Annotated in this window: 19 protein-coding genes; 17 read left to right on the top strand and 2 right to left on the bottom strand. The window is 56.8% G+C overall.

Annotation, left to right across the window (positions count from 1 at the left end; all coding sequences use genetic code 11):
- The first annotated feature begins 17 nt into the window (after positions 1-17).
- The 13 genes from phnD to phnP all read left to right on the top strand — a co-directional run bounded on the left by phnD (position 18) and on the right by phnP (position 10,044).
- A complete protein-coding gene (gene phnD / locus OGV67_RS19030; protein WP_024130817.1) occupies positions 18-1,034 on the top strand; it encodes a phosphonate ABC transporter substrate-binding protein in 1,017 nt (338 codons plus the stop codon).
- A gap of 104 nt (positions 1,035-1,138) precedes the next feature.
- Positions 1,139-1,918 carry a phosphonate ABC transporter, permease protein PhnE gene (gene phnE / locus OGV67_RS19025; protein ID WP_012134539.1) on the top strand — a complete coding sequence of 260 codons (780 nt, stop codon included), beginning with the start codon at positions 1,139-1,141 and terminating at the stop codon, positions 1,916-1,918.
- Positions 1,919-1,938: 20 nt separating this feature from the next.
- A complete protein-coding gene (gene phnF / locus OGV67_RS19020; RefSeq protein ID WP_024130818.1) occupies positions 1,939-2,664 on the top strand; it encodes a phosphonate metabolism transcriptional regulator PhnF in 726 nt (241 codons plus the stop codon).
- A 4-nt stretch (positions 2,665-2,668) separates the two neighbouring features.
- On the top strand, positions 2,669-3,121 hold the full coding sequence (gene phnG / locus OGV67_RS19015; protein ID WP_012134541.1) for a phosphonate C-P lyase system protein PhnG: 453 nt from the start codon (positions 2,669-2,671) through the stop codon (positions 3,119-3,121).
- Positions 3,118-3,702 (top strand): phosphonate C-P lyase system protein PhnH, encoded by a 585-nt coding sequence (gene phnH, locus OGV67_RS19010; RefSeq protein WP_012134542.1) that lies wholly within the window; start codon positions 3,118-3,120, stop codon positions 3,700-3,702. Before phnG ends, phnH begins: the two co-directional genes overlap by 4 nt.
- Positions 3,702-4,769 carry a carbon-phosphorus lyase complex subunit gene (locus tag OGV67_RS19005; protein ID WP_071257254.1) on the top strand — a complete coding sequence of 356 codons (1,068 nt, stop codon included), beginning with the start codon at positions 3,702-3,704 and terminating at the stop codon, positions 4,767-4,769. Before phnH ends, OGV67_RS19005 begins: the two co-directional genes overlap by 1 nt.
- A gap of 46 nt (positions 4,770-4,815) precedes the next feature.
- Positions 4,816-5,607 (top strand): alpha-D-ribose 1-methylphosphonate 5-phosphate C-P-lyase PhnJ, encoded by a 792-nt coding sequence (phnJ, locus tag OGV67_RS19000; RefSeq protein WP_233586378.1) that lies wholly within the window; start codon positions 4,816-4,818, stop codon positions 5,605-5,607.
- Positions 5,604-6,362, top strand: coding sequence for a phosphonate C-P lyase system protein PhnK (gene phnK / locus OGV67_RS18995; RefSeq protein WP_047459591.1), 759 nt, complete (start codon positions 5,604-5,606; stop codon positions 6,360-6,362). Before phnJ ends, phnK begins: the two co-directional genes overlap by 4 nt.
- 123 nt (positions 6,363-6,485) lie before the next feature.
- Positions 6,486-7,166, top strand: a complete 681-nt coding sequence (phnL, locus tag OGV67_RS18990; RefSeq protein ID WP_047459594.1) for a phosphonate C-P lyase system protein PhnL — start codon at positions 6,486-6,488, stop codon at positions 7,164-7,166.
- Positions 7,163-8,299 (top strand): alpha-D-ribose 1-methylphosphonate 5-triphosphate diphosphatase, encoded by a 1,137-nt coding sequence (gene phnM, locus OGV67_RS18985; RefSeq protein ID WP_012134547.1) that lies wholly within the window; start codon positions 7,163-7,165, stop codon positions 8,297-8,299. Before phnL ends, phnM begins: the two co-directional genes overlap by 4 nt.
- A gap of 2 nt (positions 8,300-8,301) precedes the next feature.
- Positions 8,302-8,856, top strand: coding sequence for a ribose 1,5-bisphosphokinase (gene phnN / locus OGV67_RS18980; protein ID WP_071257251.1), 555 nt, complete (start codon positions 8,302-8,304; stop codon positions 8,854-8,856).
- Positions 8,843-9,277: an aminoalkylphosphonate N-acetyltransferase gene (gene phnO, locus OGV67_RS18975; RefSeq protein WP_012134549.1), complete on the top strand. Its 435-nt coding sequence runs from the start codon at positions 8,843-8,845 to the stop codon at positions 9,275-9,277. Before phnN ends, phnO begins: the two co-directional genes overlap by 14 nt.
- Before the next feature lie 8 nt (positions 9,278-9,285).
- On the top strand, positions 9,286-10,044 hold the full coding sequence (gene phnP, locus OGV67_RS18970) for a phosphonate metabolism protein PhnP (protein ID WP_115615242.1): 759 nt from the start codon (positions 9,286-9,288) through the stop codon (positions 10,042-10,044).
- 55 nt (positions 10,045-10,099) lie between these two features.
- Here phnP and yjdP read toward each other — a convergent pair whose 3' ends face one another.
- Entirely contained in the window at positions 10,100-10,432 is a 333-nt protein-coding gene (yjdP, locus tag OGV67_RS18965) for a DDRRRQL repeat protein YjdP (protein WP_071257247.1), read from the bottom strand.
- Between the two features lie 69 nt (positions 10,433-10,501).
- Positions 10,502-10,951 (bottom strand): bifunctional allose-6-phosphate isomerase/ribose-5-phosphate isomerase RpiB, encoded by a 450-nt coding sequence (gene rpiB, locus OGV67_RS18960; protein WP_058668429.1) that lies wholly within the window; start codon positions 10,949-10,951, stop codon positions 10,502-10,504.
- Between the two features lie 359 nt (positions 10,952-11,310).
- Here rpiB and OGV67_RS18955 point away from each other — a divergent pair, with 359 nt between their 5' ends.
- From OGV67_RS18955 to alsC, 4 genes are all read left to right on the top strand, one after another.
- Positions 11,311-12,201: a MurR/RpiR family transcriptional regulator gene (locus OGV67_RS18955; RefSeq protein ID WP_012134556.1), complete on the top strand. Its 891-nt coding sequence runs from the start codon at positions 11,311-11,313 to the stop codon at positions 12,199-12,201.
- Positions 12,202-12,254: 53 nt separating this feature from the next.
- Positions 12,255-13,190, top strand: coding sequence for a D-allose transporter substrate-binding protein (gene alsB / locus OGV67_RS18950; RefSeq protein ID WP_012134557.1), 936 nt, complete (start codon positions 12,255-12,257; stop codon positions 13,188-13,190).
- Positions 13,191-13,416: 226 nt separating this feature from the next.
- Positions 13,417-14,949, top strand: coding sequence for a D-allose ABC transporter ATP-binding protein AlsA (gene alsA / locus OGV67_RS18945; protein ID WP_112001345.1), 1,533 nt, complete (start codon positions 13,417-13,419; stop codon positions 14,947-14,949).
- Entirely contained in the window at positions 14,928-15,908 is a 981-nt protein-coding gene (gene alsC / locus OGV67_RS18940; protein WP_012134559.1) for a D-allose ABC transporter permease, read from the top strand. Before alsA ends, alsC begins: the two co-directional genes overlap by 22 nt.
- Position 15,909: the final 1 nt, after the last annotated feature.

The following is a 15,909-nucleotide window of genomic DNA, read 5'->3' as shown; positions in this document are numbered from 1 at the left end:
CACAATGAGGAATGGAAATGAGCTACAAAGCCGTTGCCGCGCTGGCGTTCACCAGCATGTTCAGCATCAGCACCTTGTTAAGCCCGGCACATGCGGAAGAACAGGAAAAAGCACTGAACTTTGGCATTATTTCGACCGAATCACAGCAAAACCTGAAGCCGCAGTGGGACCCGTTCCTGAAGGATATGGAAAAGAAACTGGGCGTCAAAGTGAACGCCTTCTTCGCGCCTGACTATGCGGGCATCATTCAGGGAATGCGCTTCAACAAAGTGGATATCGCCTGGTACGGCAACCTCTCGGCGATGGAAGCCGTGGATCGCGCTAACGGTCAGGTATTTGCCCAGACCGTCGCCGCAGATGGATCGCCGGGCTACTGGAGCGTGCTGATCGTCAACAAAGACAGCCCGATCAATAACCTGGACGATCTGATCGCCAAACGTAAAGATCTCACCTTCGGCAATGGCGATCCGAACTCCACCTCTGGCTTCCTCGTCCCCGGTTATTACGTCTTCGCCAAAAACGGCATCTCCGCCAGCGACTTCAAACGCACCGTTAACGCCAGCCACGAAACCAACGCGCTGGCCGTCGCCAACAAGCAGGTGGATGTCGCAACCAATAACACCGAAAACCTCGACAAACTGAAAACCTCCGCGCCGGACAAGCTGAAAGCACTGAAGGTTGTCTGGAAGTCGCCGCTGATCCCGGGCGATCCGATCGTCTGGCGTAAAAATCTCTCCGAAACCACCAAGGACAAGGTGTACGACTTCTTTATGAATTACGGCAAAACAGCGGAAGAGAAAACCGTGCTGGAACGCCTGGGCTGGGCGCCATTCCGCCCCTCCAGCGACCTGCAACTGGTGCCGATTCGTCAGCTGGCGCTGTTTAAAGAGATGCAGGGCGTGAAGGACAACAAGGGGCTGAACGAGAGCGAAAAAACCAGCAAAACCTCCGCGATTAAAGCGCAGCTGGACGATCTCGACCGCCTGACCGCCGCGCTGGGCGCGATGACCAGCGTCACCAAAGCGGTGCAGTAAACCTGAGGCCCGGTGGCGCTTCGCTTACCGGGCCTACGATGTTCTGTAGGCCAGATAAGGCGCTTGCGCCGCCATCCGGCAATAAACGACGCACGGAGCTAAACATGCAAAGCATCACCGTCGCCCCGCCAAAGCGTAGCTGGTTCTCGCTCCTGAGCTGGGCCATCCTTCTCGCCGTCCTGGTCGTTTCGTGGAAGGGCGCCGAAATGGCACCGCTCACGCTAATTCAGGATTCCGGCAACATGGCGACCTTCGCCGCCGACTTCTTCCCGCCGGACTTCAGCCAGTGGCAGCACTATCTGGGTGAAATGGCCGTCACCCTGCAAATCGCCGTCTGGGGCACTGCGCTGGCGGTCATTCTGTCAATTCCCTGCGGCCTGATGTGCGCCGATAACCTCGTGCCGTGGTGGATTTACCAGCCGATGCGTCGCCTGATGGACGCCTGCCGCGCGATTAACGAAATGGTTTTCGCCATGCTGTTCGTGGTCGCCGTTGGTCTCGGGCCGTTTGCCGGGGTAATGGCGCTGTTTATCCACACCACCGGCGTGCTCTCCAAGCTGCTTTCTGAAGCGGTGGAAGCCATTGAACCCGGCCCGGTTGAAGGCATTCGCGCCACCGGCGCCAACAAAATTGAAGAGATCCTCTACGGCGTGCTGCCGCAGGTTATGCCGCTGCTCATCTCCTACTCGCTGTACCGTTTTGAGTCCAACGTCCGCTCCGCCACGGTGGTCGGCATGGTGGGCGCAGGCGGCATCGGCGTCACGCTGTGGGAAGCGATTCGCGGCTTTCAGTTCCCGCAGACCTGCGCCCTGATGGTGTTAATCATCATTACCGTCAGCCTGCTGGATTTCCTCTCCCAGCGTTTGCGTAAGCACTTTATCTGATTAGCGAGGCATTGATGGCTATGCACTTGTCTACACATCCGACCAGTTACCCAACGCGCTATCAGGAGATTGCCGCGAGACTTGAGCAGGAGCTTCGCCAGCATTACCGCTGCGGCGATTACCTTCCGGCGGAACATCAGCTTGCCGCCCGCTATGAGGTGAACCGCCACACGCTGCGCCGCGCCATCGACCAGCTCGTGGAGCGCGGTTGGGTGCAGCGTCGCCAGGGCGTCGGCGTACTGGTGCTGATGCGCCCGTTCGATTACCCGCTCAATGCCCAGGCGCGCTTTAGCCAGAATCTACTGGAACAAGGCAGTCATCCCACCAGCGAAAAACTGCTGGCGGTGCTGCGCCCGGCATCCAGCCACATCGCCGATGCGCTGAGCGTCAAAGAGGGCGATAACGTCATCCACCTGCGCACCCTGCGCCGGGTAAATGGCATCGCCCTGTGCCTGATCGACCATTACTTTTCCGACCTCGCCCTCTGGCCGCTGTTGCAGGGCTTTAACCACGGTTCGCTGCATGACTACCTGCGCGAGCAGTGCGGTCTGGCGCTACAGCGCACCCAGACGCGCATCAGTGCCCGCCGTGCGCAGGCCAAAGAGAGCAAGGTGCTGGAAATTCCCAATATGGCGCCACTGCTGTGCGTGCGCACGCTGAACCACCGTGATGGCGAGGAAAACGCGACGGAGTACTCCGTCAGCCTGACCCGCGCCGACATGATCGAATTCACTATGGAGCACTGACGGAATGCACTTCGATACCGCCACTCGCCAGCGCTGGATGCGCGCGCTGGCTTACAGCAACGCCGACGCGCTTAACGTGAAAATGCAGGCGCTGAAACTCACGCCGGAATATGAACTGATTCGCGCCCCGGAAACCGGGCTGATGCAGATTCAGGCCCGCATGGGCGGCACCGGCAACCGCTTTTTCGCCGGAGATACCACGCTGACCCGTGCGGTGGTGCGTCTTAAGAGCGGCACGCTGGGCTACAGCTACCTGCTGGGGCGCAACAAACACCACGCCGAGCAGTGCGCCGTCATCGACGCGCTGTTGCAGGAGCACACTCACTTCCAGACCTTAATGGAAACCTTAATTGCCCCGCTGGAGGCGGAACGCGACGCACACATTACCGCTCGCCGCGCCGAAGTAAACGCCAGCCGGGTCGACTTCTTTACGCTGGTACGCGGAGATAACGCATGACCCTACAAACCGCCTTTACCCTGCCCGTTCAGGACGCGCAACAGAGTTTTCGTCGCCTGCTGAAGGCGATGAGCGAGCCGGGGGTGATTGTCGCCCTGCATCAACTGAAGCACGGCTGGCAGCCGCTGAATCTGGCCACCACCAGCGTATTGCTCACTCTGGTCGACGGCGACACCCCGGTATGGCTCGCGCCGTCCATCAACAACGACATTGCCAGTCAGAACCTGCGCTTTCACACCAGCGCGCCGCTGGTTGAACAGCCGCAGCAGGCCGCCTTTGCCGTCGCCGATGAACGCATCAGCAGCGAGCAGCTAAACGCCCTTTCCGCCGGAAGCGCCGTCGCGCCGGAAACCAGCGCCACCCTGATCGTCCAGGTCGCCAGCCTGAGCGGTGGACGTATGCTGCGCCTGACCGGGGCGGGTATCGCCGAAGAACGCATGATTGCCCCGCAACTGCCGGAGTGCCTCATCCATGAACTGACTGAGCGCCCGCACCCGTTCCCGCTGGGGGTCGATCTCATCCTCACCTGCGGCGAGCGACTGCTGGCGATTCCGCGAACCACCCATGTGGAGGTGTGCTGATGTACGTAGCCGTCAAAGGGGGCGAAAAGGCGATAGCCAACGCCCACGCGTTGCAGGAAAACCGACGCCGGGGCGACGACACCCTCGCCGAGCTGAGCGTGGCGCAAATCGAGCAACAGTTGAACCTGGCCGTGGATCGCGTGATGACCGAAGGAGGCATCGCCGACCGTGAACTGGCCGCGCTCGCCTTAAAACAGGCCAGCGGCGATAACATCGAAGCCATCTTCCTGCTGCGCGCGTACCGCACTACGCTGGCAAAGCTGGCGGTCAGTGAGCCGCTGAACACCGCAGAGATGCGTTTAGAGCGCCGTATCTCCGCCGTCTACAAGGATATTCCCGGCGGGCAGTTGCTGGGGCCGACCTACGATTACACCCATCGCCTGCTCGATTTTACCCTGCTGGCGAACGGCGAAACGCCGCCGTTGCGTACCGCTGACGCCATGCAGGACGCCGCGCCGCACGTTTTTTCTCTGCTGGCGAACCAGGGGCTGGCGAAGCGTGAAGAAGACAGCGGCGCCATGCCGGATGACATCACCCGCACGCCGCCAGTTTACCCTTGTTCGCGCTCCTCACGCCTGCAACAGCTGATGCGCGGCGACGAAGGGTATCTGCTGGCGCTGGCGTATTCCACGCAACGCGGCTACGGGCGCAACCACCCGTTTGCCGGTGAGATCCGCAGCGGCTACGTCGGGCTGGAAACGGTGCCGGAAGAGCTGGGATTTGCCGTGAACGTCGGCGAACTGCTGATGACGGAATGCGAAATGGTCAACGGTTTTGTCGCACCGGAAAACGACGCGCCGCACTTTACCCGCGGCTACGGACTGGTGTTTGGCATGAGCGAACGTAAAGCAATGGCGATGGCGCTGGTGGAAAGAGCCCTACAGGCACCCGAATACGATGAAACGGTCACGGGACCGGCGCAGGACGAAGAGTTCGTGCTGGCGCATGCGGATAACGTCGAGGCGGCGGGTTTTGTTTCGCACCTCAAACTCCCCCACTACGTCGATTTCCAGGCTGAACTGGAACTGCTCAAACGCCTGCAACAGGAGGCCGCCCGTGACGACTAACCTCTCCGGCTACAACTTTGCTTATCTCGACGAGCAAACCAAGCGCATGATCCGCCGCGCTATTTTAAAAGCGGTGGCGATCCCCGGTTATCAGGTGCCGTTCGGCGGGCGTGAAATGCCGATGCCCTACGGCTGGGGAACGGGCGGCATTCAGCTTACCGCCAGCGTGATTGGCGAGCCGGACATTCTGAAAGTGATCGACCAGGGGGCGGATGACACCACCAACGCCGTGTCGATCCGCAACTTCTTTAAGCGCGTAACCGGCGTGAACACCACCGAACGCACCGAAGACGCGACGCTGATCCAGACCCGTCACCGGATCCCGGAAACGCCGTTGACCGAAGATCAGATCATTATCTTCCAGGTGCCGATCCCTGAACCGCTGCGTTTTATCGAACCGCGCGAAACCGAAACCCGCACCATGCACGCGCTGGAAGAGTACGGCGTCATGCAGGTGAAGCTGTACGAAGATATCGCCCGCTTCGGCCATATCGCCACCACCTACGCCTACCCGGTGAAGGTCAATGACCGCTACGTCATGGACCCGTCGCCGATCCCGAAATTCGACAACCCGAAGATGAATATGATGCCCGCGCTGCAACTGTTCGGCGCGGGACGCGAAAAACGCATCTATGCCGTGCCGCCCTGGACCCACGTGGAAAGCCTCGATTTCGACGATCACCCGTTCACCGTACAAACCTGGGATGAGCCCTGCGCCATCTGCGGTTCGACGCACAGCTATCTCGACGAAGTGGTGCTGGATGACACCGGCAAACGGATGTTTGTCTGCTCCGACACCGATTATTGCCGCCAACAGAGCGAGGCACTCAGCAAATGACGCAACCGCTGCTTTCAGTCAATAACCTGACCCATCTCTACGCGCCGGGCAAAGGCTTCAGCGATGTTTCTTTTGACCTGTGGCCTGGTGAAGTGCTGGGCATTGTCGGGGAGTCCGGTTCCGGCAAAACCACCCTGCTGAAATCGATCTCCTCGCGCCTGACGCCGCAGTCCGGCGACATTTTGTACCAGAACCGTTCGCTGTACGGCATGAGCGAAGCCGACCGCCGCCGCCTGCTGCGCACGGAATGGGGCGTGGTGCATCAGCATCCGATGGACGGACTGCGCCGCCAGGTCTCGGCGGGCGGCAATATCGGCGAACGCCTGATGGCCACCGGCGCGCGTCACTATGGTGAAATTCGCGCCACGGCGAAGCGCTGGCTGGAGGAGGTGGAAATTCCGGCCTCGCGCATCGACGACCTGCCGACCACTTTTTCCGGCGGGATGCAGCAGCGTTTGCAGATCGCCCGCAACCTGGTCACTCACCCGAAGCTGGTGTTTATGGACGAACCCACCGGCGGGCTGGACGTTTCCGTACAGGCAAAGCTGCTGGACCTGCTGCGCGGCCTGGTGGTGGAACTGGATCTGGCTGTGGTGATTGTCACCCACGATTTGGGCGTGGCGCGCCTGTTAGCAGATCGTCTGCTGGTAATGAAGCAGGGTCAGGTGGTGGAAAGTGGATTAACCGACCGCGTGCTCGACGATCCACACCACCCTTATACCCAGTTGCTGGTGTCGTCGGTATTGCAGAACTGATTTTTTGTTTTGCTGATTTTTTGTTTTGCCGGGTGGCGCTTTGCTTACCCGGCCTACAAAAAGCGCACCTGTAGGCCGGATAAGGCGAAGCCGCCATCCGGCAATCAGAATTAAGAGGCCAAAATGATTCGCGTAGAAAACGTCAGTAAAACCTTTGTGTTGCACCAGCAAAATGGCGTGCGCCTGCCGGTGCTGCAAAACGCCTCTCTGGAGGTACAAAACGGTGAATGCGTGGTGCTGCACGGCCACTCCGGGAGCGGTAAATCGACGCTGTTGCGCTCGCTATATGCCAACTATCTGCCGGACGAAGGGCACATCCACATTCGTCATAGCGATGAGTGGATCGATCTGGTGCAGGCCCCGGCGCGCAAGGTGCTGGAAGTGCGTCGCTCGACGATCGGCTGGGTGAGCCAGTTTCTGCGCGTGATCCCCCGGATCTCCGCGCTGGATGTGGTGATGCAGCCGCTGCTGGATCTGGGCGTCGCCCGCGAAACGTGCGCCGCGAAAGCCGCGAATCTGCTGACGCGCCTGAACGTCCCGGAACGGCTATGGCATCTCGCTCCCTCCACCTTTTCCGGCGGCGAGCAGCAGCGCGTGAATATCGCGCGCGGGTTTATCGTCGATTACCCGATCCTGCTGCTTGATGAACCCACCGCCTCGCTGGACGCCAAAAACAGCGCCGCCGTGGTCGCGCTGATTGAAGAAGCCAAAGCGCGCGGCGCGGCGATTGTCGGCATTTTTCACGATCAAACCGTACGCGATCGCGTAGCGGATCGTTTGCATCTGATGGGAACCACATCATGATTATCAACAACGTAAAGCTGGTGCTGGAAGACGAAGTGGTGCAGGGATCGCTGGAAATGCAGGATGGGATTATCCGCGCCTTTGCGGAAAGTCAGAGCCGTCACCCCGAGGCGCTGGATGGCGAAGGCGGCTGGCTGCTGCCGGGTTTAATTGAGCTGCATACCGATAATCTCGACAAATTCTTCACCCCGCGCCCGAAGGTGGACTGGCCCGCTCATTCCGCCATGAGCAGCCACGACGCGCTGATGGTCGCCAGCGGTATCACCACCGTGCTGGATGCCGTTGCGATTGGCGATGTCCGCGACGGCGGCGATCGCCTGGAAAATCTGGAAAAGATGATCAATGCCGTCGAAGAGACGCAGAAACGCGGCGTTAACCGCGCCGAACACCGTCTGCATCTGCGCTGTGAATTGCCCCATCACACCACCCTGCCGCTGTTCGAAAAGCTGGTGGATCGCGAGCCGGTAACGCTGGTCTCGCTGATGGATCACTCGCCGGGTCAGCGCCAGTTCGCTAACCGCGAGAAGTACCGTGAATACTATCAGGGCAAATATTCACTCAATGATGAGCAGATGGCCCACTACGAAGAGGAACAGCTTCAGCTTGCGGCGCGCTGGTCGCAGCCGAACCGCGCCGCCATCGCGCAGATGTGCCGCGAACGTCATCTCGCGCTGGCGAGCCACGATGACGCAACGCCCGATCATGTGCTGGAATCGCATCAGCTTGGCAGCGTGATCGCCGAATTTCCCACCACGTTCGAGGCGGCAGAGGCGTCACGCAAGCATGGGATGAACGTACTGATGGGCGCGCCCAACATTGTGCGCGGCGGTTCGCACTCCGGCAACGTGGCGGCGCATAAGCTGGCAGAACTGGGGTTGCTGGATATCCTCTCCTCCGACTATTACCCCGCCAGCCTGCTCGACGCGGCATTCCGCGTGGCGGACGACGAGGCCAACACATTTACGCTGCCGCAGGCAATGCGCCTGGTGACACGCAACCCGGCGCGCGCGCTGAATCTCGACGATCGCGGCATCATCGCCGAAGGCAGGCGCGCCGATCTGGTGCTGGCGCACCGTAAAGGCGATCACATTCATATCGACCACGTCTGGCGTCAGGGTAAAAGGGTGTTCTGACTATGGGAAAACTGATCTGGCTGATGGGGCCGTCCGGCTCCGGTAAGGACAGTTTGCTGGCGGCGCTCCGCCAGCGGGAACATACGCAGTTGCTGGTTGCGCACCGCTATATCACGCGTGCGGCTAACGCGGGCAACGAGAACCATATTGCGCTGAGCGAGCAGGAGTTTTTCACTCGGGCAGGGCAAAATTTACTGGCGCTGAGCTGGCACGCTAATGGCCTGTACTATGGCGTTGGCGTGGAGATCGATCTGTGGCTGCACGCCGGTTTTGACGTGGTGGTTAACGGCTCACGCGCCCATCTGCCGCAGGCGCAGACCCGCTACGGCAAAGCGCTGTTGCCTATCTGTTTGCAGGTCTCTCCCGATATTTTGCGCCAGCGCCTACAGGCGCGCGGGCGTGAAAGCGAAACCGAGATTGCCGCTCGCCTGGCGCGCGCGGCCCGTTACGCCCCTTTTAACTGTCATATCCTCAATAATGACGGAAGTTTGCTACAGTCAGTCGATACCTTATTAACGTTAATGGGCCGCCAGGAGAAAAGCCATGCCTGTCTGTGAACTACGCCGGGCCACGCCGGACGATACCGACGCGGTGTATCAACTGATCTGCGAACTGAAACAAGCGGAGTTCGATCGCCAGGCCTTTCGCGCCGGGTTTGCCTCAAATTTGCAGGATCGCACGATACGCTACCAGCTGGCGCTGCGCGACGGGCAGGTAGTCGGGATGATCGGCCTGCATATGCAGTACCACCTGCATCACGCTAACTGGATCGGGGAGATCCAGGAACTGGTGGTGATGCCGCAGGCGCGAGGTCTGAAAGTCGGCAGCCGGTTGCTGGCATGGGCGGAAGAAGAGGCCCGCCAGGCCGGCGCGGAGATGACGGAGCTTTCCACCAGCGTGAAACGCCATGATGCGCACCGGTTTTATCTGCGTGAAGGGTATGCGCAAAGCCATTTTCGTTTTACCAAAGCGCTTTGAGGTGACTAATGAGCCTGACGATTACGCTAACAGGAACCGGCGGCGCACAGGGCGTGCCAGCATACGGCTGCGATTGTCTCGCCTGCCGTCGGGCACGCTTACAGGAGCAGTATCGCCGCCGCCCCTGTAGCGGCGTCGTCAAATTCAATGACGCGGTAACGCTGCTTGATGCGGGCCTGCACGATCTTACCGATCGCTGGCCCGCCGGATCTTTTCAGCAGTTTCTGCTCACGCATTATCATATGGATCATGTTCAGGGGCTGTTCCCCCTGCGCTGGGGCGTGGGCGCCGCGATTCCGGTTTATGGTCCGCCGGATGAACAGGGCTGCGACGATCTGTTTAAACATCCCGGCATCCTTGATTTCAGCCATACCGTCGAACCGTTTGTGGTCTTCGATCTCCAGGGATTACAGGTAACGCCGCTGCCGCTTAACCATTCAAAACTGACGTTTGGCTATCTGCTGGAATCTGCGCACAGCCGCGTCGCGTGGCTGTCGGACACCGCAGCGCTGCCGGATAAGACAGTAAAATTTCTGCTGAATAACCAGCCGCAAACGATCGTCATCGACTGTAGTCACGCGCCACGCGCGGAAGCGCCGCGTAATCACTGCGATGTAAACACGGTTATCGCGCTCAATGAGGTGATTCACTGCTCACGGGTCATTCTCACCCACATCAGCCACTCGTTCGACGTATGGCTGATGGATAACTCCCTGCCGGGCGGTATTGAAGCCGGATATGACGGGATGGAGATTGTGCTGGAGTAGCCTTACGCCGGATGGCGGCGCATTGCGCCTTATCCGGCCTACGATTGTCGCGCGGTTAACGATCGTACTCGTCTTCCATTCTGCGCTCTTCATCTTCCAGTTGACGACGTTCTTGATCGAGCTGGCGTTGGCGATCGTCCAACTGGCGACGCCGATCTTCAAACTGACGGCGTCTGTCATCATATTGTCTGCGGCGATCGTCGCTCATCTGGCGCTGCCACTCTTCATCACGGCGGTCATCCTCATAATCCCGCCCGTTGTCAGATTTATACGCGTCATTGATCGCCTGCTGAATATTACCGATGGTGTCATCAACAATATCGGCATGCGCAGGAAGCGTCGTCAGCGACAACAGGCTCAGAGCAATGAGCGTAGAATAGCGTTTCATAAAACCAGCCTCGCAGAGATCTTCCCCTCACGGTAGCGAATGGCCTGTTCGACGTGTAGCGGAGGAATCTCATTTGCCCTGCTGTTCTATCGCCATAATCGCCTCCACGCGCTTTTGATGGCGACCCCCTTCAAACCCCGCATCCAGCCAGGCATCCACGATCATTTTTGCCAGCTCCAGCCCAACAACCCGCGAGCCAAAAGCCAGCACGTTGGTATCATTATGCTGGCGCGAAAGCTGTGCCGAATAGGGTTCGCTGCAAACGACGGCGCGGACTCCGGCAAACTTGTTTGCCGTTATCGAAATCCCCACACCGGTGCCACACACCAGAATACCGCCATCAACCTCGCCAGAGACAACGGCTTGTGCCACCTCGCTGGCATAATGCGGGTAATCCGTGCGCTCCGACGACCAGGTTCCCTTATCAATCACCGTAATACCGCGCTGGGTTAAGTGCGTCAAAATATCCTGTTTCAGGATAAAACCAACGTGATCACAGCCAAATGCAATCTTTTTCATACTCATTCTCGCCCTAGTCAAACTTTACGAATAAAAAATATTTGTGATTTAAATGAATTTAAAAGAACAATAAATCGACAGAAAGACGCTGTATGGGCCTGTTCTACACACCTCCGTTCGGCAAAGCAAGAGCGATAAATACCCGACCTTGATGCTTACACAGGCTGCGCCTGAACAACTCAAAACTATAATTCATTGTTTTATATTGACTTATTTTCATTCCGTATTTTTATCAACGTTATTAAATTCACAAAATGACAAACTTTATAAATTTAACTATTTTGTGAAGTTGTCAGCATCTTTTCTGTTCCTGCTGTGGTGATATAGTGGCGTCTTCATTTCAAGGACAAGAGAACGTAATGAGTCAGTCAGAATTTGATTCAGGGCTTCCAAACGGCATCGGGCTTGCGCCTTACCTGCGCATGAAGCAGGAAGGCATGACGGAGAACGAGAGCCGTATCGTCGAGTGGTTACTCAAGCCGGGTAATCTCAGTAGCGCGCCAGCCATTAAAGATGTCGCAGAGGCGCTGGCGGTATCTGAAGCCATGATTGTTAAGGTATCGAAACTGCTGGGATTCAGCGGGTTTCGCAACTTACGCAGCGCGCTGGAAGACTATTTTTCTCAGTCTGAGCAGGTATTGCCTGCCGAACTGGCCTTTGATGAAGCGCCGCAGGATGTGGTGAATAAGGTATTCAACATTACCTTGCGCACCATTATGGAAGGTCAGTCAATCGTCAACGTGGATGAGATTCATCGCGCCGCACGCTTCTTTTATCAAGCGAAGCAGCGTGATTTGTATGGCGCTGGCGGGTCGAATGCCATCTGCGCAGACGTACAGCATAAGTTCTTACGCATCGGCGTGCGCTGCCAGACTTACCCGGACGCGCACATCATGATGATGTCCGCATCGCTATTAAAAGAAGGCGATGTCGTGTTGGTAGTGACCCATTCCGGGCGCACCAGTGATGTAAAAGCCGCAGTTGAACTGGCGAAAAAGAATGGTGCCAAAATTATCTGTATCACCCACAGCTACCATTCACCTATCGCCAAATTGGCTGACTATATTATTTGTTCGCCAGCACCAGAAACACCGTTATTAGGGCGCAATGCTTCCGCACGCATATTACAACTCACTCTACTGGATGCATTTTTTGTTTCCGTCGCCCAACTGAATATCGAACAGGCAACCATTAATATGCAAAAAACTGGCGCAATTGTTGATTTCTTTTCACCAGGCGCGCTGAAATAAAATGCTCGTTGCTCTCATTTTCGGGAGCAACACCCTACACTGAGAATACTGCTATGAATAAATATCTGAAATATTTCAGCGGTGCGGCTATGGGCTTAATGTTGTCCACCAGCGCATTTGCCGCCGCCGAATATGCCGTAGTATTAAAAACATTATCCAATCCATTCTGGGTGGATATGAAAAAAGGTATTGAAGATGAAGCAAAAACGCTGGGTGTCAGCGTCGATATTTTTGCCTCGCCTTCGGAAGGCGACTTTCAGTCTCAGTTGCAGCTATTCGAAGATCTCAGCAATAAAAATTACAAAGGTATCGCCTTTGCGCCATTATCCTCAGTAAACCTGGTGATGCCCGTCGCCCGCGCGTGGAAGAAAGGGATTTATCTGGTCAATCTCGATGAAAAAATCGATATGGATAACCTGAAAAAAGCGGGCGGTAACGTCGAAGGGTTTGTCACCACCGATAACGTCGCCGTGGGCGCCAAAGGCGCGGAGTTCATTATTGAGAAACTGGGCGCCGAGGGCGGTGAAGTCGCCATTATTGAAGGTAAAGCCGGTAACGCCTCCGGCGAGGCGCGCCGCAATGGCGCAACCGAGGCTTTCAAAAAGGCAAGCCAAATCAAGTTGGTCGCCAGCCAACCCGCAGACTGGGACCGAATCAAAGCGTTAGACGTTGCCACCAACGTGCTGCAACGCAACCCGAATATCAAAGCGATTTATTGCGCTAACGACACCATGGCGATGGGCGTCGCCCAGGCCGTGGCTAACGCTGGGAAAAGCGGAAAAGTGCTGGTAGTGGGTACAGACGGTATCCCGGAAGCCCGCAAAATGGTGGAGGCCGGACAGATGACGGCGACCATCGCTCAGAACCCTGCGGATATCGGCGCGACAGGGCTCAGGCTGATGGTGGATGCCGCGAAATCAGGCAACGTGATCCCGCTGGATAAAGCGCCGGAATTTAAGCTGGTCGACTCCATCCTGGTCGCAAAGTAAGTCCGTAAATCTGCCGGATGGCGACGCGAACGTAGGCCTGATAAGCGTAGCGCCATCAGGCAATGGCACTGATTTAGTCAATATTTTTCTTACACAAAATCATTCGAGATGCATCGAGGCGGCAACTGAGTAAATCCCCAGGAGCTTACATAAGTAAGTGACTGGGGTGAGCGAAGGCAGTCAACAAAGAGGCAGCTTGAAGGATGAAGTGTAAAAGAGGTTAATTATGGTCACGCCATATATCTCGATGGCGGGGATCGGCAAATCCTTTGGTCCGGTTCACGCATTAAAATCGGTTGATTTAACGGTTTATCCTTATGAAATACACGCATTATTAGGAGAAAATGGCGCCGGTAAATCAACGTTGATGAAGGTTCTGTCGGGAATACATGAACCGACCAAAGGCACCATTACTATTAATAACGTTAATTACGACAAGCTGGATCATAAATTAGCGGCACAACTCGGCATTGGCATTATTTATCAGGAACTCAGCGTGATTGATGAATTAACCGTGCTGGAGAATTTATATATTGGTCGTCATCTGACGAAAAAAGTCTGTGGCGTCAATATTATTGACTGGAAAGAGATGCGCGTACGGGCCGCCATGATGTTGCTGCGCGTCGGTTTAAAAGTCGATTTAGACGAAAAGGTGGCGAATTTATCCATCAGCCATAAGCAAATGCTGGAAATCGCCAAGACGCTGATGCTCAACGCCAAAGTGATCATCATGGACGAACCCACCTCCTCGCTCACCAATAAAGAGGTGGACTACCTGTTTCTGATCATGAACCAGCTACGCAAAGAGGGCACCGCCATCGTCTACATCTCGCATAAGCTGGCGGAAATTCGCCGCATCTGCGACCGCTATACGGTGATGAAAGACGGCAGCAGCGTTTGCAGCGGGATGGTGAGCGACGTCAGCAACGACGATATCGTCCGCCTGATGGTTGGCCGCGAACTGCAAAACCGCTTTAACGCCATGAAAGAGAGCACCGGCAACATCGAGCGCGATACGGTATTCGAGGTGAAAAACGTCACCAGCCGCGACAAGAAAAAGGTTCGCGATATCTCCTTTAGCGTCAGCCGGGGAGAAATTTTAGGCTTCGCCGGACTGGTCGGCTCCGGGCGCACCGAGCTGATGGATTGCCTGTTCGGCGTCGATAAACGCGCAAGCGGCGAGATCCGTCTGAACGGGAAAACCATCTCCCCGCGCTCACCCCTGGATGCGGTGAAAAAAGGGATGGCTTACATCACCGAAAGCCGCCGGGATAACGGCTTCTTCCCCAATTTCTCTATCGCCCAGAACATGGCGATCGGCCGCAGCCTGAAAAGCGGCGGCTTTAAGGGGGCGATGGGCCTGTTCCACGAAGGCGACGAGCAGCGTACCGCCGAAGCGCAGCGCGAACTGCTGGCGCTGAAGTGTCATTCCGTTAACCAGAACATCACCGAACTCTCCGGCGGAAACCAGCAGAAGGTGCTGATTTCCAAATGGTTGTGCTGTAGCCCGGAGGTGATCATTTTCGACGAGCCGACCCGTGGTATCGACGTCGGTGCAAAAGCCGAAATTTATAAAGTGATGCGCCAGCTGGCGGACGACGGAAAAGTCATCCTGATGGTGTCATCTGAACTTCCTGAAATTATCGCCGTCTGCGACCGCATCGCCGTGTTCTGCGAAGGACGACTGACGCAAATCCTGACCAATCGCGATGACATGAGCGAAGAGGAGATTATGGCATGGGCATTACCACAAGAGTAAAAGGTGACGTGAACGGGAAGAAACCGTTCAACTTTGCGCTGTTCTGGGATAAATACGGCACCTTCTTCATCCTGGCGATTATCGTCGCCATCTTCGGTTCGCTGTCGTCAGAATATTTTCTGACCACCAACAACATCACCCAGATTTTTGTTCAGAGTTCGGTAACGGTGCTGATCGGCATGGGTGAATTTTTTGCCATCCTGGTCGCCGGTATCGACCTGTCCGTCGGGGCGATTCTGGCGCTGTCCGGGATGGTGACGGCCAAACTGATGCTGGCAGGCGTCGATCCGTTCTTTGCGGCGCTGATTGGCGGCGTGCTGGTCGGCGGTGCGCTGGGAGCGATTAACGGCTGCCTGGTGAACTGGACCGGCCTGCATCCGTTCATTATCACCCTTGGTACTAACGCGATTTTCCGTGGTATCACGCTGGTGATTTCCGACGCCAACTCGGTATACGGCTTCTCATTCGACTTCGTGAACTTCTTCGCCGCCAGCGTGTTAGGTGTTCCCGTGCCGGTCATCTTCTCGCTGATTGTCGCGGTGATCCTCTGGTTCCTCACTACTCGGATGCGGCTTGGGCGCAACATCTACGCGCTCGGCGGCAACAAAAACTCGGCGTTCTATTCCGGGATTGACGTGAAGTTTCACATCCTGGTGGTGTTTATCATCTCCGGCATTTGCGCGGGACTGGCGGGCGTGGTTTCTACTGCGCGACTCGGCGCCGCAGAACCCTTAGCCGGAATGGGTTTTGAAACCTACGCCATCGCCAGCGCCATCATTGGCGGCACCAGCTTCTTCGGCGGCAAGGGGCGCATCTTCTCGGTGGTGATTGGCGGCTTAATCATCGGCACCATCAACAACGGTCTGAATATTTTGCAGGTACAAACCTATTACCAACTGGTGGTGATGGGCGGATTAATTATCGCGGCTGTCGCCCTTGACCGTCTTATCAGTAAGTAAG

Source organism: Citrobacter sp. CK188, from assembly GCF_030333525.1.
GTDB classification, from domain to species: domain Bacteria; phylum Pseudomonadota; class Gammaproteobacteria; order Enterobacterales; family Enterobacteriaceae; genus Citrobacter_B; species Citrobacter_B koseri.
Note: the sequence above shows the minus strand (reverse complement) of the source record. Positions and strands in the feature narration are given on the sequence as shown.

What these genes read in the sequence shown, in the direction of transcription:
- yjdP (WP_071257247.1), bottom strand. Translation starts at nt 10,432, where the DNA reads ATGAAACGCTATTCTACGCTCATTGCTCTGAGCCTGTTGTCGCTGACG.
- phnD (WP_024130817.1), top strand. Translation starts at nt 18, where the DNA reads ATGAGCTACAAAGCCGTTGCCGCGCTGGCGTTCACCAGCATGTTCAGC.
- phnH (WP_012134542.1), top strand. Translation starts at nt 3,118, where the DNA reads ATGACCCTACAAACCGCCTTTACCCTGCCCGTTCAGGACGCGCAACAG.
- alsA (WP_112001345.1), top strand. Translation starts at nt 13,417, where the DNA reads ATGGTCACGCCATATATCTCGATGGCGGGGATCGGCAAATCCTTTGGT.
- OGV67_RS19005 (WP_071257254.1), top strand. Translation starts at nt 3,702, where the DNA reads ATGTACGTAGCCGTCAAAGGGGGCGAAAAGGCGATAGCCAACGCCCAC.
- rpiB (WP_058668429.1), bottom strand. Translation starts at nt 10,951, where the DNA reads ATGAAAAAGATTGCATTTGGCTGTGATCACGTTGGTTTTATCCTGAAA.
- phnJ (WP_233586378.1), top strand. Translation starts at nt 4,816, where the DNA reads ATGATCCGCCGCGCTATTTTAAAAGCGGTGGCGATCCCCGGTTATCAG.
- OGV67_RS18955 (WP_012134556.1), top strand. Translation starts at nt 11,311, where the DNA reads ATGAGTCAGTCAGAATTTGATTCAGGGCTTCCAAACGGCATCGGGCTT.
- phnP (WP_115615242.1), top strand. Translation starts at nt 9,286, where the DNA reads ATGAGCCTGACGATTACGCTAACAGGAACCGGCGGCGCACAGGGCGTG.
- phnG (WP_012134541.1), top strand. Translation starts at nt 2,669, where the DNA reads ATGCACTTCGATACCGCCACTCGCCAGCGCTGGATGCGCGCGCTGGCT.
- phnK (WP_047459591.1), top strand. Translation starts at nt 5,604, where the DNA reads ATGACGCAACCGCTGCTTTCAGTCAATAACCTGACCCATCTCTACGCG.
- phnL (WP_047459594.1), top strand. Translation starts at nt 6,486, where the DNA reads ATGATTCGCGTAGAAAACGTCAGTAAAACCTTTGTGTTGCACCAGCAA.
- alsB (WP_012134557.1), top strand. Translation starts at nt 12,255, where the DNA reads ATGAATAAATATCTGAAATATTTCAGCGGTGCGGCTATGGGCTTAATG.
- alsC (WP_012134559.1), top strand. Translation starts at nt 14,928, where the DNA reads ATGGGCATTACCACAAGAGTAAAAGGTGACGTGAACGGGAAGAAACCG.
- phnO (WP_012134549.1), top strand. Translation starts at nt 8,843, where the DNA reads ATGCCTGTCTGTGAACTACGCCGGGCCACGCCGGACGATACCGACGCG.
- phnM (WP_012134547.1), top strand. Translation starts at nt 7,163, where the DNA reads ATGATTATCAACAACGTAAAGCTGGTGCTGGAAGACGAAGTGGTGCAG.
- phnN (WP_071257251.1), top strand. Translation starts at nt 8,302, where the DNA reads ATGGGAAAACTGATCTGGCTGATGGGGCCGTCCGGCTCCGGTAAGGAC.
- phnF (WP_024130818.1), top strand. Translation starts at nt 1,939, where the DNA reads ATGCACTTGTCTACACATCCGACCAGTTACCCAACGCGCTATCAGGAG.
- phnE (WP_012134539.1), top strand. Translation starts at nt 1,139, where the DNA reads ATGCAAAGCATCACCGTCGCCCCGCCAAAGCGTAGCTGGTTCTCGCTC.